This window comes from Candidatus Sysuiplasma jiujiangense (genome assembly GCA_019721075.1).
Taxonomy (GTDB): domain Archaea; phylum Thermoplasmatota; class Thermoplasmata; order Sysuiplasmatales; family Sysuiplasmataceae; genus Sysuiplasma; species Sysuiplasma jiujiangense.
The window spans coordinates 15,156-32,188 of sequence record JAHEAD010000012.1 but is presented as its reverse complement, the minus strand read 5'-3'; the positions used below and the strand labels follow the sequence as shown (position 1 = coordinate 32,188).

The following is a 17,033-nucleotide window of genomic DNA, read 5'->3' as shown; positions in this document are numbered from 1 at the left end:
ACATTGTCCCTGTGATTTCCCGTGCTCATACGGGCGATTATATAAACATTCATTGCTTAATATATCACAGCGTTCTTTTAAATATCAGTCGAACTGTGAAAGCAAATGGTGACACAATATGAAAGGCTTGAAAGATCGGGTAATGGTTGTAACAGGCGCTTCGATGGGCATAGGAAAAGCAGCTGCGGTCAGACTGGCACAGGAGGGTTCGAAGGTCGCAATGTGTGATATCAGTGATGTGCAGGGCAATAAGGCCGTCGACGAACTAATATCTAAGGGTCTTTCAGCCAAATACTATCATCTGGATGTGAGCAGGGAGTCGGAGGTATCTTCCGTCTTCGACAAAGTCGCCAGGGAGCTTGGTCCCGTATTCGGCCTGGTCAACAATGCCGGAATTTCAGGCGTAAGCAAGCCAACTCATGAAATAGATGAAAAAGACTGGGATCGTGTTTTTGCTGTGAACGTGAAGGGTGTATTTTTCTGCACCAAACATGCCATACCTCAGATGATTTCGCAAAGGGCAGGTTCTATCGTCAACCTCTCGTCAATATACGGTCTCGTGGGAGCCGAGGATGCACCACCATACCACGCTTCGAAGGGTGCAGTCCGTTTGATGACGAAGACTGACGCACTTTTCTATGCAAAATACAACATACGGGTTAACTCGGTACATCCTGGATTTATCGACACACCTATGGTTCAGAACTTCGCTGACAGCATGGGAAACAGGAATCTTGTTTATGAGCAGCTGAAGAGCCTGCATCCAATCGGCAGGCTAGGGAAAAGCGACGAAATTGCAGATGGTATTGCATTCCTTCTTTCGGATGAATCTGCGTTCATGACTGGTTCGGAACTTGTAATAGACGGAGGATATACGGCAAGATAAACAACAGGAGGCGCTCCCGCACAAACCGCAATTTAAATACACGGATTTGCGGAAGCGCTATTTACTCCCGGATTATGCGTCAGCCGTTTGGCGTCCATCAATGCCCCGCCGCTTCCATCGGGTGTGTCATACGGTGACGGGACGATTATCCCTTAAGCCCGGCAATCTTTTCAACGTAAAGCTTTTTGCAACTGCTGCAGCACAAATACGTTGTCTTCCCGCCGGATCTGATTGTAACAGGCGAAGGACCGATCTCCCCTTTGCAGTAATAGCAGCGTATGTTTATTTTTGCCCCCCTTTCAAGTTCGGGTTTCATCGTATTTGTCTCATATGAAACTGTCGGTGTTATGCTTATTCTTTCCACTCCCCTGATCGACGACATCTTGGAATAGAGTGCAACCACATCTTTCTCTCTTCCTGAAAATATGCCGACGACCCTTGAATCCTGTGTTATGACACAATGAGAGAACTCGCTGGCGTATTTTTCCAGGTCTTTCATTACGCCGGGTCTGTGTGCAATCTCCACAAGGTAATCGTGGAATCCGAACATCTCTGAATCTATCACCGCGGTGAAGCCCTTGATTGCGCCTGTTTCCATCAATCTCTGCAATTTCAGGCTCAATGTGGGAACGGAAGAACCAGTTCTTCTGGAAATTGCCCTCAATGACTGTCTCGCATTTCCCTGCAACGACCTTATAAGTGTGGCATCCACTTCGTCAAGAACAAGCTTGTCTTTTTTCATTATATTATCTGAGTATTACGGAGTGGTAGATATAATTTTTGCGTAAATCGCAGATTTTTCTAGCAATAATCCGCAGATTGAGGTAATATCTTAACAATCTTAAATGAAATATCTAATATATTGGAAGGTATCTCAATAAAGCGGTGATGAAAATGGTAAAGGACGTAGTCTGCAACATGGGCGTCGATGAAAAGAACGCGAAGTTCAGTTCCGAATACAAGGGCAGGAAGTATTACTTCTGTTCTGACAGCTGCAAAAGATCCTTCGATGCCAATCCTGTCAAATTCGTCAGAGACTGAGCTCAGTTTAGTTGCGGTATATCTGAATGGCAAAAGATCCAGTTTGTGGCATGTATGTTGACGAGAATACTGCTAAACTGAAGAGTATTGTCGGTGATCGTTCTTATTACTTCTGCAGCACGGACTGCAAAGAGCAATTCGATGCGCCCGCTAAAAGTTGGAAAAAGAATAGAATCCTTACAGGTTTAAGCTGGGGACTAGGCATTCCCATTTTCGTGATGAGCTATTTTGTCCATTTTTCGGGCGTATTCATTGCAATAGCGGTCATGGCGGGTATCGTCCAGTTCGTCCCGGGGCTGAAGTTCTACAGAGGATTCTCTGATGCAATTAAGAGCAGATCATCCAACATGGATACTCTCATTGCTTTAGGGACCACAGTTGCATTTTTTTACAGCCTGTATCTGGTCCTGATGAATCCTTTTGCATCATCACTGGTTGTATACTTCGACACGTCAGCCCTCATAATCGCGCTGATCAGGACAGGGAGTCTGATGGAGGAAATGATGAAGGACAAAGCTTCTGAGGCCACTAGGAGACTTCTTGATCTTCAGCCAAGAATTGCGAGAGTAATACGCGGCGGACAGGAAATTCCGACGCCCGTCGAAGAGGTACAGAGCGGCGATAACATAATAGTCAGGCCGGGCGAAAGCATTCCTGTCGACGGGATTGTGGTTGAAGGGTCAAGTGAAGTTGATCAGTCAATGGTAACGGGAGAAAGCATACCAGTGGTTATAAGGCCGGGCATCGCCGTCGTTGGAGGAACTATCAACACTGTTGGTACTTTTGTGGAAAAAGCGACAACTGTCGGTTCCGACAGCGCATTGGCAAAAATAGTCGAACTTGTAACCGAAGCCAGGGAAGGAAAAGCGTCGATTCAGCGGATAGCGGACAGGGTTTCATCATATTTTGTTCCCATTGTAGCCGTTGCGGCTGTAATATCCTCGTTATCATGGTATTTCATTGGAAACGCTGGTGTAACAGTGGCTGTTCTCGCGTTTGTTTCTGTCATAATCATAGCGTGTCCCTGCTCTCTTGGAATTGCCACTCCTGCTGCCCTGATGGTGGGAGCCGGTAAGGGCGCCGAGAACGGAATACTCTACAAGGGCGGGGATTCCCTGGAGATGTCAAGAAAGGTAGATACTGTTGTATTCGATAAGACAGGTACACTCACTGAGGGCAGACCATCTGTTTCCAGTGTTCTGTCACTCAATGAGGAAAGTGAAGAAAAAGTGATCGGCATTCTTGCGGCACTTGAAAGATCTTCTGAACATCCTGTAGGCAGGGCCGTAGTCGATTATGCAGGGTCGAGACGCATATCGCCTGTACAGGCCACCGTTGCAGAATTTGAGGCGATACCAGGATACGGTTTGCGTGGAAGGCTGGACGGTGTACTTTACTGGGCCGGAAACAGAGACATGTTAAAGCTTCAGAATGCTGCAGTCGCTCCGATCAATGAAAATGCCATCGAATCGGAGGAACAAGAAGGGAGGACTGTCATAATGCTTGGAGCCGGAAAGAAGGTCCTGGGTGCCGTTTCTCTGGAAGACAGAATCAGGCCGGGAACTATGGAACTGATAAAATCGATGTCTGAGATTGGGGTCGAGGCAGTAATGGTCACCGGCGACAACACATCAACAGCGGAAAAAGTCGCAAAGGAGATCGGTATAAAACGCTTCTTTGCCAACGTTAAACCAGAGGGTAAGGAACGGATTGTCAGAGACCTTCAAAAAGACGGCCATATAGTTGCCATGGTCGGAGACGGTGTGAACGATGCGCCTTCCCTGGCTGCTGCAGACCTCGGCATAGCGATTGGTACCGGAACCGACGTTGCGAAGGCTACAGGCGGAATTGTGCTGATGAAGGGAGATCCCAGAGATGTTCTCGTTGCTTTGCGGCTTGGGAGAAAGACATTTTCAAAGATAAAACAGAATCTGTTCTGGGCATTTGCCTATAACACCGTTCTGATTCCGATTGCAGGAGGCGTTTTGGTTCCCTTCTTCGGTCTTGGTATGTACACTTATCTGCCGATTGCTGCAGCGGTCGCAATGGCATTCAGCAGTACAACGGTAGTTTCCAATTCAATCCTGCTGCGCCGATTCAATCCTGCCGGAAGAATGTATGTGGCTGGAGCGGGGGTACCAGCATGAAATCCGGCGGACAGGAGACTGAATTCCCTGTTGTAGAACTTAGTGAAAGGTTACTGACTTTGATGAAAGCAAAATACGGCAAGTCAGTTCCAGTGGTTGTTTTGCTGAAGCTGGTTCAGGGACCGTGCAGAGATAACTGGTGCCAGCCTATCCGCAAACTCAAAGTTTTTTTCATGACTGGCAATGACCCCCCGCAGGGCACTGTAACTGTAGAAGTCAGCAGCGGAGTCAGAGTCTATATCGATAAGAGGATTTACAGTTCGGCGCAGAAGAACAGGGATCGAATAAACCTGGATTCGGGTCCTTTCGGCCGAATAAGGATATCAGGCCTTACGCCAAATTACTGATATCATTTTCATGGTTCGATCATGCTGAGCCACATCCCACTTTCTTGCGGAAATTACACAGCATGCCGATTGGAGGAAGGAGACCGCTTCTTTTGCGACTGTAGCCTCACCAGACCGGAATCTCTGCTGAGATGTATATTTGAAACAGTCTGCAGGTAAACAATGAAAGGAAACCTGCCAGTGCGGCCGGGAAGGTCCACGCTGCAGTGTCCAGGGAGCGAAACTGTAACGCATCGCTCATTGGCGACTCCAGTGTTTCTGTCTCAGTGAAGACCCCGTGCTGCGCAAAACATTACAGACGGGGGCATGTCCCACCTCCGCAGTCCGATGCCAACATGCAAACAACGGATAACTTTGCTGTCGACCTCCGAACTTTTGAATTAGTGTTACATGTCTCCCGCTAAAATGGGAGGTGATTGGCTTGAACATCCGTCATGCAACGCTTAAAAACACGAAACGAATAGGGGCGCTCAGCGCGAGGGTAGCCAAGTATGGCCAAAGGCGGCAGACTCAAGATCTGTTCTCGAAGGAGTTCCTCGGTTCAAATCCGAGCCCTCGCACCACGCGATCGGCTTTAGGCGTTTGCATTGCATTGGCAGTCTTGATGAGCGTATTGTGCAGATACTCATTCATCTGGCAGCTTGAAAAGTATTTCAACCCTGAGCTTCATTATGTTTTCTGTGAAACGTGCTTCCGGCGTTTATATGAAAAAAGTAAAACATTCAAAAATGCCTGAAATGCCGGATAAGGCATCCCCCAGGGCTAAGCCATATTACAGTCAGGAAGATGCAGAGAATATCGACTATCTGAGGGATGCCTCATTCCCGGGCCAGCCTCCTTATCTTCGCGGAATAACACCGGAAATGTTTCGGACAGAAGAATGGGAGTTGTTCTTGTGCGTCGAATCGCCGGATCTTGAGGGGGCGCGCAAAGAGATAGGTACACTAGCCTCAAACGGTATGACATCGTTTTCGCTATCGTTTGATCCTGTGATGGATGCAGCAACCACACGCCCTGCCCTGTTTGAATGGACCGGGGAGGACTACGCGGGCCTGCGTATTCGAACCGCAGGCGATTTCAGGTATCTTCTCAATTCTGTCAGGAGTCCGAACTGCAAAATAGGCTTTCATTCAGGCTATTCCGCACCGCAGGTAATGGCAATGTATATGTCATATTTGCTGTCCGGACGGAAAGGCCTTGGTAAGATGAAAGGCTTTGTAGAGAACAACGCATTTGAGGCTCCGTCGCTGTTCGGCAGCAGTAGACTGCGATTCCCGTTAGATTTCTCAGTCAGGATGTCTCTTTCCCTTATTGAATATCTGCTGAATGAGGCACCAGATTTTTCACCATTGACTATCAGTGGTTATAATCTGAGGGAATCAGGCTCAAGTGAAGCGCAGGAGATTGCATTCGTGGTTGCATCTGCACTCACTTATCTGAAGCATGCGGACAACGCGGGCATAGATGTTTCTGAACTGCTCAAAAGGCTGTCATTTGTTCTAGGTGCCGGAATGGATCTCCCACTTGAGGTTGCAAAGTTCAGAGCGGCACGGAGGCTCTGGTACAGTTCAGTCCGTTCACAATTCCCGGGTCTGGATGACGATCTGCTGCGATTCCGTTTCATTGCAAGGCCCCTGAAATCACTCCTCACCGATTCGGACACCGAAATCAATTCGGTGCGCTCAACAATTCAGGCGATGGCGGCTGTTCTTGGAGGGGCGCAGGGGATAGCTGTCGGGGCAGGAACACCTTATACCGATACCGCAGGCAGGAACATCCTTAGCGGCCTGATGATGCATCGAATAATCGCGAATGAGTGCAGCGTCACGGACACCATAGATCCACTAGGCGGCTCCTATTATGTGGAATCCATGACAAACGATATTGAAAAAACAGCACGTTCCTATCTGGTGAAGTTCCAGGACTTGGGAAGTTTTGAGACTGCAGTTGAAACCGGTGACGTGTATTCGGCGGTGCGGAAGAACTCGGAAAAGTTGAGGGATATGTTATCCTCCGGTGAAAAACTGGTTGTTGAACGGAATATTCTTGCTGCCCATAGGCGCGGGAAGCATCTAAAAGCTAAAACCGGGTCAAAGCAGTTTTACACTCCTACCGGAACCAGTGCAAATGATATCACGCGCGCGAAACATGTGGTCAGGCACGACAAATTTCTGGATGCAATATCCGACTGCGGCTCGGTCGACGTGCGACTCATCGGGTTACTGATAGCCGCTTTCCGCCATGGTCACACTCTGACCGACGTGTCAGATGCACTGTTTAAATTGTCCAAGAGCCAGGGTCAAAAGACCTGATTCTCCCTCTATTCGTTCCGTTGTTTAACTCCTGCGGGCGGTAACCTGTTTTTCAATCATGAACCCAACACCTGCCTTGACTGAAAAATCAGTTAATATAGCTGTGAGGCAGGATTATGCCGGATATCGCCAGTGCAATGATGAAAATGAAGATATACGTCACGGAGAAAAAGAACGAAATCCTGTAGAATTCTTTCCTGTTGTTACCTATGCCTTTGACTGAAAAATAAAGCAGAAATGCATTCATCACTGTTATTGTTGCAAAAAATTCGACTGAAAGATGTGAAACAAAATATAGCAGATAGGTGAAAGAGACAGTGGCAATGTTGAATGCCAGTGACCGGGCGGTGATCACGGACTGTTCTTTTACTGCTGGTCCGACCGGGATTTTTGCCGCTATATAGTCATCGCGATAATATATGGAAAGATTCCAGAAGTGAGAAGGTTGCCAGAAAAAGACGACAAGAAATATCAGTATTGGTATGATCCAGTAGCTTTCCGTATAGACGGACCAGCCACCGAGTGCAGGAATCGCGCCGGCAAGTCCCCCCCATACGACAGCCATGGAAGTCCGTCGCTTAAGATAGATGGAGTAGAATACGATGTACAGGAATGAGCCTATTCCGACAATTGCCGCAGTGAGCGGGTTTAGCAGTAGCGATGTGAGTACAATTGCGAGTGTTATCAGCGAAATGCCGAATGTAAGGGCATTCCGTGGTCTTATCCTGCCTGATGGTATGGGTCTGTCTGCAGTCCTGGGCATTATCGCATCTATGTCCCTGTCAAGATAGGAGTTTATGGCCGCAGAACCGCCAAGTCCCATGTAACCGAAAACTATCAGGTACAGCAGTTTTGTCAGCTGCAATGAGGGCCCGGCCGCCAGAATAAGACTGGCCGATGCAAGCATGATTTCTGCTGTTATAAGCCTGAACTTCAGCAGATCCACGTAGTCTGATATTTTTCCCGTGAGTTCGCTCTATTTGCAACTTACTAAAATACTCTCTGGAACCTTCTACTTCGCCCGAAGTGGTAAGTGTTCTCTGCTGCACTATTAATAATCCGTTTTTCCGTCCATTGCGGTAAAGAATAAGTCAAGTAGACTTATGTTGCCTTCGTGAAATAAAAGTGGGCAGATATGTTAGCGCAGCACTGACACTTCTACTGGGCATTGTGTACTGGCTGCTTTTTGCAGAATCAAACAATATGATATTCTACTACAGGATTAGCGTTTATCCTCTGCTTAAACAGACCGGGACTCCGAATCCGTTCTTTTTCTTTCACGCTAACAATCCTGTTTCCGTATATAACTCCGGCATTGAATGGTTTCCCACCGGCCACATCATACTCATGCTGCTGTTTGGAAATACTTTTTTCTCAGTGCTCATTACAACGCTTGTGGTCAAGGACACACAGGCGGCCTGGAATGCCCTGAAACCGGATGTCCCGGAAAACAACGTCATTCTCTGGAAGAATCCAGCTCTATGGATACTTCTTCTTACTGCTGTCATGTTTCTCTCCCCCCTCAGCACCCTCGGCGTCATGTTCGTGGAATTGGCCTACAGATCCTCTTTTCTTGAATACCTGTCAGTGCTTGCCGGTGACTACGGCTATATCACGTTCACATTTGATTCGGCAATACTCTACCTTCTCCTGCTCAGCTGGAGGAAACTACTGGCTGATCGCCGAACTCTGCGCTAACCGGCGTAATGTATTTCCCGGGGTTCGGTGTTTTCATCAGTCCGTTTTCTTGTCATGCATCCAATCGCATCCGTCATGGTCAGGGATTGTGGGCGGCAATCCAGGCCTGATACTGTGACGGACTGACGAAATTGAGTTTGGCCCACATCGTGGCATGTCCGAGACCGCAGAGTTCCGTGCAGAATGCTGTATAGTTGCCTGTCTGGTAAACCTTTGTCCATGCGATGTTCCAGACACCCGGAAACGCATCTATTTTTATCTCGAATGCAGGCACTGAAAATTCATGCATCACATCAAGGCTGGTAACTCTGAAAAGGATGGTTGTATTTGTCGGAAAGGTTGCATATTTTGACACATTGTAGCCGTTGGGGTACCTGAAGCTCCAGAACCACTGCTGTCCATAGACATCAATTACAAGCTCATTCTTTGCATTCTGGGGAGCCTGTTTTATGAAGTTTGTAGTCGGAAGCTGGTATATCCAAAGCCCGAAAAAGACGACAATCAGGAATAAGATGAGAAATGCAACATTTCTCGGCCTTCCTCTGGTGGACGATGGAATGATGCCGGGGTGTATCTGGCTGGGTGTATGCCTGCTTGGTCTCTCTCTGGTGGAAATGACCAGGTATATTATCCAGCCTATGAAGAAAGCGCTGGCAATGATTGCAACAGTCATGTAGAGATAAAATATGGAATACCAGACATTCGAAGTAACCGATACACCCGACGACAGCATCATCTGTTCCGTTATCATTTCAATCGTCCCTTTTCAGTTCAAATCCATCTTCCCATGTACATGTTCAAAAGCCACCACGCGCTTATCATGAGAGTAAACAGTATAAGCAGGAATATCACCAGGTTGTCTGTAACGACAAATGGTTCATCCTTCCTTTCATCTCCGTTGTCTGCCGTTCCTTCATTTGTCTCCTGGCTGCTCAATTAATTTCACCTCATACCATTGCGAAAACTCCTGTGAACACAATGCCCATCAATGCAATAAGGACCCAGAAATAGAAGAATGAGGCAAGGCTTGAATGAGCTGTACCGTCAGTCCTGTAGAAGTGGCTGCTTACTGCCTTTATTGAAAAGTAAATGAGCAGCGCGATTGCAGCGACTATGTGTGCCAAGTGTATAAAGTCGGCGCTGTAGAACGCGGAAAGTAACGGGCTGGCAGCCATGGCACCAAAGCCATCCCCTATTGAAGCCAGCTGCCCCCAGTCCATCATCACCGTGCCGACATAAATCAGTGCAAATATCAGTGTCATGATGAGCCCCATCAGCACTGTATCTCTCTTCTTGTTTCTTGCCCCCCATACCGCAGCATACATGCTGAAAATACTCGCAATAAGAACTGCAGCCGCAATTGCAAAATTTGAAGCGCTTTCTACAGGAGACGGCGGGTCGAGGTGGAAAAATGATATCTGAAGATTCAGAAACATCGTCGATGTTAAGAGTGTCATGAACACAAAAAAATCGCCTGTAATGAATACCCACATTCCCATTCTTCTGCTGTCCATTCCGCTGAACGGCCATGTCTCCTTATCCCTGCTTCCGTCCTTCTCAACAACAGGAAATGCGTCATAATAGTCGTCTATCATCCAGCCGAAAACGGCTATGGTAAAAATCATAAGACCTGCTGCTAAGACAATATTCCCGAAACCACCGATTGCTAGCGTGAGGCCGAGAAACGAAAGGGTGGCACCGAGCGACAGTGTTATAGGCCACGGGCTCAGGTGACTCCCGGTATGAACCTCTTTAACCCCTGGCTCAGGCGGAAGTATCATCAGCCTGCCGTCATTTACCCTTGTTCCCCCCTCAAAGTTGAATTCAGGGGGCGGTGAAGGGATCAGCCATTCGTATGACCAGGAATTCCACGGATTCTCGCCGGCGACGGCGCCGTGCCTGTATGAATATATTAAGTTTACCACAAGTATCAGTTGCGCAAAGCCAAAAAGATAACTGCCAATGGTTGCGAGCTGATTAGGGAGGGTAAAGCCAAGGCCCGCGGGATATGTGTAGTACCTTCGCGGCATGCTGTACAGGGCAAACATGGGAAAATAGAGGAGATTCAGTCCTATGAATGACGTGACGAAATGTATTTTCCCCAGTTTCTCGCTGTACATCCTGCCGAACATTTTGGGAAACCAGTAATACAGTCCGGAATAAATGCCGAAGAGTATTGTCCCGACAAATATGTAGTGGAAATGCGCAATTACCCAGTACCCTCCATTGAATCCGGAATCAAGCGTTATGGATGACAGGAAAACGCCTGTCGCCCCACCGATGATGAATGCTATAACCCCCCCGACTGTGAAGAGTGCAGGCGTTTCAGGGCGAAATGTACCGTCGATCTTGGTCGTCAGTTCACCGAGGACGAGCACGCCCGCCGGTATGCCGATTGTAAGCGTGTTTACGCTGGATACGTCAAGCCAGAACAGATTCGTTCCAGTCATGAACATGTGATGCATATAGACAGTAAGACTGAGCAGCGTTTCAGCTGCGAAGGTCGCAATCATCACTTTCTTTGTATAAATCGGCATACCTGAAAAAACGCTTGAGACATCGTACATGATTCCAAGCGCCGGCAGGAATACTATGTACACCTCAGGATGCCCGAAAAACCAGAACAGATGCTGCCACAGGAGGGCACCGCCAGCCTCGGACAGCAGTATGCTGCCTCCAACCGTCCTGCTTATCAACAGCAGCACGATGTCGGTGGCGAATACGGGAAAAGCCATCCACATCATCATTATGGTGAACATGATTGAAATTGTGAACATGGGCAGATCGAGCCAGCCGTAGCCCTTGGCCCTTTTCATGGTGATGGTGACTGCAAAATTGATCGTGCTCACTATCACAGAAACGCTTAAAAGAAGAAGGCCGAAAAGTGCGGCATCCTCGCCCAGCTGAGGAGAATATTTCAGCTGGTTCAGCGGCTGGTATATTGTCCACCCGCCTGCAATGGTTCCGCCAGGCATGAAGAAGCCCGAAAGAAACAGTATGCCTGAAAAGAGGTAGAGCCAGTAGCTCAGTGCGTTCAGTCGTGGAAAAGCCATGTCCTTTGCTCCAATCTGTATGGGGACAATATAATTGGCAAAAGCGAAAGCAAAGGCACTGATGAACCAGAAAACCATTATCAGTCCATGCGAAGTCACGAGCTGATTGTAGTAATATGCATTGAGAAATGTGTTGTTCGGGTAATAGAGCTGTGTTCTCATCAGCAGGGCGAACGAACCTCCCACAAAGAAAAACGCGAGGGAAGTAATGAGATAAAGGATACCCACGTCCTTGTGATTCGTCGTGAAGAGCCATCTCTTTATTGACTTGGCAAATTTGTTCGAGTACGGATTTTCGGTGTAATGCCCCATCAAATTACCGATCTCCCTTCCGGCGCTGTTAATTCAGACAGGCGCGATATGCCCACCCGTCTTTGCTGCACGACTAACAAACTTTAACATAAATACCTTGTGAATTTCGACAGAGGATCCGGTTAGTCTGCAATGCACAGTTTACTTCATTGCATGTGATCATTTCAAGGAAAACAATCAGGCCGGAAACACAATCATAACCACTTTCAGTTGTCCGGGTTCTCCAGTTTCTTGGGTGCTGAGCTCCTATCTCCTGCTGTTGTATTTACCGAAACAGAAATGGAAGGGTTTCGTACCGACGGAGCAGTCCTTGTAGTCTTCGCATCATGAATAGCATCAGCTTCCCGCAGCAGTATGGAAAGGGGTATTTCGTCCTCTTCCTGCGGGTAAGCCACATAATCCCAGAGGATAAGCGCATAACTGAAAATGAGCAGTATGACGCCCGTACCCATTCCCCAGAAGGTGCTTCCGTAGCCGGTGATCGGGAAGAAACTCATGAAGTAAACAATTCCTGCCGCAATTACAAACAATATGAACATTATGGCCATTGCGACATTCGGGTTCATTCTCCTTTCGTCGCTCTTGACGACAACTGCCCTGTCGGGTCTTTCGGCAAGAACCCTCTTTGCAAACAGTATAAAAGTGAGTCCTATCGGTATGATTATTCCAAGCGCGTAAACAGAAGGCTGGGACAAAGCAGCACCGATTGTACCGATGAGAGTAAGGCCGACCACAATGAGCAGTCCCGCAGTTTTTGGTGTAAGTTCCAGTTTCCTGCGATCGAGCATGAGCAATTTCGGAATACCGTATATGGAAACGAAGGCAATTACCAGAGGAGGCAGCATGATGCCCACCTGGGTGGAAAACGGCTCCCTGACACCTGCTGCTGTATATGCCCAGACGCTGAGCTGCACCAGGTATGTTATGAGCAGTATGCCTATGCCGATCCACAACGGTCTTTTATGGGGTGCCGTTTCTCGAGACCTGTCCAACCATGGCAGTGCCAGGAGGAAAAGGGCTGGAACCAGTCCGGCAAGCAATGATGCCACCGCAGGATTGTATGATGCGCCTGTCGGTGTGCTGAAATCAAGCACCTTGTAGAGGAAGAGAAAGAACCATGGAGGGTAAGCAGGTATTTGTGCAGCTGAAGGACTTGACGGAGGCGGTGCAGGCGCAGGCTGGAATAAAAATGGAACCCCGTTGACATTCGCCAGCAGATTTGGTATGAGCAGGATAATCCCCCATACCATCATCGTTACTGCAAGCGTATAGACAAAGTTTCTTGGCCACCAGGGATTGAATTTTTCCCATACCTTTTTTGGATAAATTGCGGGTACGGTTCCCTTGACCTTTTCTGAAGGCATCACTCCATTCTGCTCAAAGAGCATGAAGTGTATGGCAAAGAATGCGCCTATCAGGGCCGTCAGTATTACGTGGAAACCAAGCAGCCTTGTGTACTGGCTTATCGGAAGTCCGTTTCCGAATATGATGAAAGAAAGGGCTGTACCACTAGGCAGGGATCCCAGAATTCCCCTCGCCACGTCGTCCGCATCAATGCCGAGTATGTCGGCCGGCAGTGAATAGCCTGTGAATGCGGTGGCAAGCGTTAGTGCAAAAAGTATGATCCCGATAACCCACTGAAATTGCCTCGGTTTCTTGTATGCACCGTCAAAATAGTTACGAAACATGTGTATGTAGATGAGAAAAATCATTACATATGCGCCATAGAGATGGGAAAACAGTATTGCAGCGCCGAACGGTATGTGGTAAATCATGTATATTGTCTGGTTGTAGGGATCGGACGGGTAATAATTCAGCAGAAGGAAAAGACCGCTTATCACTTCATAAATCAGTGCGGCACCAACCATGGCTCCAAGCCAGTACTTCAGGCGAAACATGTAGTTGGGCATTCTGAATAATGGCTGCTCATTTATGTCGATAATTGACTTCATCGAGAACCTAGATGAAATCTCCTTGATCTTCTCCGAAATTTTATCCATCAGTTCCATAAGATTCCACTCAGGCCGGAAACGGATTTACTGTAGTCGAAACCTGTGTTGATGTGCCGGATACGGGTTCACCGCCGACAAGCGTGCTCACGTGGCCATAAACCGGGACACCTACTGCATCGCTTACGTAAAGGTAGTCGGTAGAGGAATCCCATTCAAGGACCATTGCAGGCAATGGCCTCTGTGTAGGTCCTGTCACCACCGATGCCCCATGATACGGATCGTATGTAGAACCATGACAGTCGCAATGTATCACGGCGGGAAGATTGGCCGCCTTTGCAGCCTGAAGGGCCGCCGGCGGCAGGAAGGCAGGTGGAGCCATATTGCTGTTCATGTATTCAGGGGGATAAAGATGAATTTCAGGCGGTTCGCAGCCAAGGTGCTGGCATATTGCGCTGTAGGAAACCACAGAACCCTTCGGACCTACTCCCCCCGGGAATTTGTATGTCGCACCGGTGAGCGGGATTTTCACATCTGTTGCCGCAATGGCAACAGGATTGTTGTTCGAATCTCCCAGATTCAGGACAAAATTTATTTCATTCTCCAGAGGATATTCATAGAGGGTGATGACAGGTTCATTCACGGGGATGGCCGATGCCTTTATCGGATTCCCGGCAGTGTCGACAAGCTGCATTTTTGCAAAGGACTTTGCACCTATAAGCGGGATCTGGAGACCGCGTACAGCGTCGAGCACGCTGCCTGCTGCAATGGCTCCTATTCCCCACATCATTCCCTTGATAAATTTGCGCCTGGACTCATCAACATTGCCGACGTTTTTTGTCAGATATCTGAAGAGGTACTCCTCACCTTCGCTGACAAAGAGTTCATCGCTGAACCTTGTTCTGGGATTCTTCATTGCTCCTGAAGTTTTTCGCAGGTAGTAAAAATCAGCAAGAGTCATCGGTGCAATTTTTCGAACAAATTCACCTGTCATACTTAATCTGCTCCCAATGTATCAGCACTCTTTATATTTATTTTTGCAAAACGCCGGTTGAAGTTTCGTTTGTTGCACATGCTCTATCCATCGGCAGAGCCTGAAAACTTTACAAGGGCTGTAGTGTTCCGCATCATTTCAGTCCGGCAGTAAAATCAGAACTGCCCTTTTTGCCGTCTTCGACAGATTTGCCAAGTGCTTCCGCGGGGATGAATTGCCTCCCTTCCATACCCTTCTTCGCAACTCTCTCCTTAAACCAGTGCCTTACATCATAAAAGAATATGTTGTCCACCGGGCATGCGTTGGCGCAGTCTCCCACACCTATGCACTTGTAGTTCCTGAACTCCCCTCCTTTTATGAAACTGCCAGGCATTGTTGTAAGCCCCACCGGGCATGCGTTGGCGCAGTCCTTTGTTTTGCACTTTACGCATTCGTACGGATCGCGTACTTTGAGACGCCATAAGCCGATGCGGCCTACGAACTGGTTGAACATTCCCCATGAACAGAAACCAGTCGAGACACAGCCGTATGTCCCCACGAACGGTATTGTTATGAATACTATGTACCACAGAAAATTGAGGTAGAAGGAATAGGCAAACATGAGTGGGTCTTCGCCGAAAATCGTGATGTTTGTCAACCTGACAGCATCCAGGTAGGATAGTGCCGCTGACGAAAGCATAGTTGCCCAGACAAGCGATGCAACTACAACATATGTTTTGGAGAGCCTGTTCCTGTGCAACTTTCTCGACAGTGAAGACTTTCTGTTGAACGCTTTCGAACTGTCATAGAAAGTGCCCTGATACATCAGGGCCGCCGAGCAGAACATCGAGCACACCTGCCTTCCGCCGAAGAGGAATGCAAGTATGCCGCTTATCAGGTAGGTAAGGCCAACCGCTATCAGAAAGGCGGGTGCAAGAGGGCCCGTGGTTCCAAGCCCCATATTCCAACCCAGAAACGCGGTTCTGGGAAGGTCTGAAGGAGACAGAAAAAAATAGGGGAAGAAAACAGTGTAAAGCGCATATGCTACAATGATCAGCGAGAGTCTTACCTTTGTTTCCAGTTGCCTGACTTTCCCAATCTGCATTACAACGAGCGTTCCCATTTCTGCTCCCATCATTATGTAGAACCACGACGAATTTGTTATAAGTGAAAAATAACGGATGAAATTGTAAATTGCTCCGCCGATAACTGCCGCGGGTGATCCGCTCAGAGCGGCCAGCTTAACACTGTTCAGGAACGAAATGCCGTAAAACTGAATGTCCAGAAGTGCACCCATGAAGTATTCCGAGACGAAGACAAGCGCAAGGAGCAGAAGCGTCCACCATGGCTCATCCACCCAGTTCCTCCTGTCAGCAACGTTGAACTTCCTGTGTTCAATTATGGCTTCAAAGAATATTATCATTTCAAAGACGAGGGACAGTCCGAATAAAATGTCGCTTCCTCCGGATCTCCAGTAAAAGAGTGAAGCCATCATAAATGAATAGAGCAGCAGGAGCAGTATTATATAATTAGAAACTGGTCTGTTCATCGACCGGTTCTTGTAGAAATAGTCGAAGAAGTAAATGATCAGAGTTATCATCGCCAGGCTGCCTGCATAGATGGAAAACGGCGTAAGACCAAGTGAAAAAAGTGCAGGCGGAGAGAGCAACATTATTATTCCCTGGAAAAGCAGTATGTTCCTGAGTTCATGCTTAATCCTCTTTCTGAAGTAATAGGTGGTAAGAAGCATCTCTGCTCCCATTGTAAGCGTAAACCAGTAAGAATTGAGCGTTTCACCGATTAGCGTTGTTGCCTGTATTGGGGCGCCTGCAGTTCGCATTACTATTGAGCCGGATATTATTGAAAATGAGAGCCCCATCAGTACTTCGTTCAGGAGCGCAAGGCCTATTACAGACCAGACAAAAATTCCAGAATACGAAGTCCTGATATTGGCCATGGCATTACCAGTGAAACCAGCCTGCGGGGGTGTTGTCCTCTTCTCATTTCCCTTTGTCAAAAATGCAAAAAGAATTGCCATGATACCCACGGGCATGAGGATAAAATTAAGGACAGCGGCAACTTCGAGGGTTGAAAGATCAGGTTTGTAGAAATAAATCGCCGCTCCTCCCAGCATTCCGGCCATCATGGAAAATAGGAAGAGAACGAGAGAATAGCCTGTTCTTTCCCTGACATTTGAGGCCCATCTAATCAGGGCAGCTATTATGTAAACCATAACAGCCGATACAGGGATCAAAATGAGCTCATACACGCAATATCTGAGCAGCTGTTATTAGATAAGTTTGGCGATTTATACC

At 47.8% G+C, this 17,033-nt stretch carries 14 protein-coding genes and 1 tRNA gene; 7 read left to right on the top strand and 8 right to left on the bottom strand.

What is annotated here, in order from left to right:
* Positions 1-118 precede the first annotated feature (118 nt).
* On the top strand, positions 119-886 hold the full coding sequence (locus KIS29_07825) for a glucose 1-dehydrogenase (GenBank protein MBX8640225.1): 768 nt from the start codon (positions 119-121) through the stop codon (positions 884-886).
* A gap of 145 nt (positions 887-1,031) precedes the next feature.
* On the opposite strand, the gene KIS29_07820 is transcribed toward KIS29_07825, so the two are convergent.
* Positions 1,032-1,628, bottom strand: a complete 597-nt coding sequence (locus KIS29_07820) for an AsnC family transcriptional regulator (GenBank protein MBX8640224.1) — start codon at positions 1,626-1,628, stop codon at positions 1,032-1,034.
* A gap of 152 nt (positions 1,629-1,780) precedes the next feature.
* Between KIS29_07820 and KIS29_07815 the strand changes: the two genes are divergently transcribed.
* From KIS29_07815 to KIS29_07795, 5 genes are all read left to right on the top strand, one after another.
* On the top strand, positions 1,781-1,927 hold the full coding sequence (locus tag KIS29_07815; protein MBX8640223.1) for a YHS domain-containing protein: 147 nt from the start codon (positions 1,781-1,783) through the stop codon (positions 1,925-1,927).
* Between the two features lie 26 nt (positions 1,928-1,953).
* The gene (locus tag KIS29_07810; protein MBX8640222.1) at positions 1,954-4,074 is read left to right on the top strand and encodes a heavy metal translocating P-type ATPase; all 2,121 of its coding nucleotides are present in this window, start codon (positions 1,954-1,956) and stop codon (positions 4,072-4,074) included.
* Entirely contained in the window at positions 4,071-4,421 is a 351-nt protein-coding gene (locus tag KIS29_07805; protein MBX8640221.1) for a hypothetical protein, read from the top strand. Before KIS29_07810 ends, KIS29_07805 begins: the two co-directional genes overlap by 4 nt.
* 475 nt (positions 4,422-4,896) lie before the next feature.
* Positions 4,897-4,984, top strand: a tRNA-Leu gene (locus tag KIS29_07800).
* Between the two features lie 141 nt (positions 4,985-5,125).
* Positions 5,126-6,733 carry a hypothetical protein gene (locus KIS29_07795; protein MBX8640220.1) on the top strand — a complete coding sequence of 536 codons (1,608 nt, stop codon included), beginning with the start codon at positions 5,126-5,128 and terminating at the stop codon, positions 6,731-6,733.
* 88 nt (positions 6,734-6,821) lie between these two features.
* Here KIS29_07795 and cyoE read toward each other — a convergent pair whose 3' ends face one another.
* Positions 6,822-7,679 (bottom strand): heme o synthase, encoded by an 858-nt coding sequence (gene cyoE / locus KIS29_07790; GenBank protein ID MBX8640219.1) that lies wholly within the window; start codon positions 7,677-7,679, stop codon positions 6,822-6,824.
* A 179-nt stretch (positions 7,680-7,858) separates the two neighbouring features.
* On the opposite strand from cyoE, the gene KIS29_07785 reads away from it, so the two are divergent.
* Positions 7,859-8,431: a hypothetical protein gene (locus KIS29_07785; GenBank protein ID MBX8640218.1), complete on the top strand. Its 573-nt coding sequence runs from the start codon at positions 7,859-7,861 to the stop codon at positions 8,429-8,431.
* Between the two features lie 79 nt (positions 8,432-8,510).
* Here the strand turns inward: KIS29_07785 and coxB are convergent, their stop codons facing one another.
* The 6 genes from coxB to KIS29_07755 all read right to left on the bottom strand — a co-directional run bounded on the left by coxB (position 8,511) and on the right by KIS29_07755 (position 16,972).
* Positions 8,511-9,182, bottom strand: a complete 672-nt coding sequence (gene coxB, locus KIS29_07780) for a cytochrome c oxidase subunit II (protein ID MBX8640217.1) — start codon at positions 9,180-9,182, stop codon at positions 8,511-8,513.
* A gap of 20 nt (positions 9,183-9,202) precedes the next feature.
* Positions 9,203-9,367, bottom strand: coding sequence for a hypothetical protein (locus tag KIS29_07775; GenBank protein ID MBX8640216.1), 165 nt, complete (start codon positions 9,365-9,367; stop codon positions 9,203-9,205).
* Positions 9,368-9,378: 11 nt separating this feature from the next.
* Positions 9,379-11,799 (bottom strand): cbb3-type cytochrome c oxidase subunit I, encoded by a 2,421-nt coding sequence (locus tag KIS29_07770; protein ID MBX8640215.1) that lies wholly within the window; start codon positions 11,797-11,799, stop codon positions 9,379-9,381.
* A gap of 203 nt (positions 11,800-12,002) precedes the next feature.
* On the bottom strand, positions 12,003-13,805 hold the full coding sequence (locus KIS29_07765; GenBank protein ID MBX8640214.1) for a cytochrome bc complex cytochrome b subunit: 1,803 nt from the start codon (positions 13,803-13,805) through the stop codon (positions 12,003-12,005).
* A gap of 10 nt (positions 13,806-13,815) precedes the next feature.
* Entirely contained in the window at positions 13,816-14,739 is a 924-nt protein-coding gene (locus KIS29_07760; protein MBX8640213.1) for a Rieske 2Fe-2S domain-containing protein, read from the bottom strand.
* Between the two features lie 133 nt (positions 14,740-14,872).
* Positions 14,873-16,972: a 4Fe-4S ferredoxin gene (locus tag KIS29_07755; protein ID MBX8640212.1), complete on the bottom strand. Its 2,100-nt coding sequence runs from the start codon at positions 16,970-16,972 to the stop codon at positions 14,873-14,875.
* Positions 16,973-17,033: the final 61 nt, after the last annotated feature.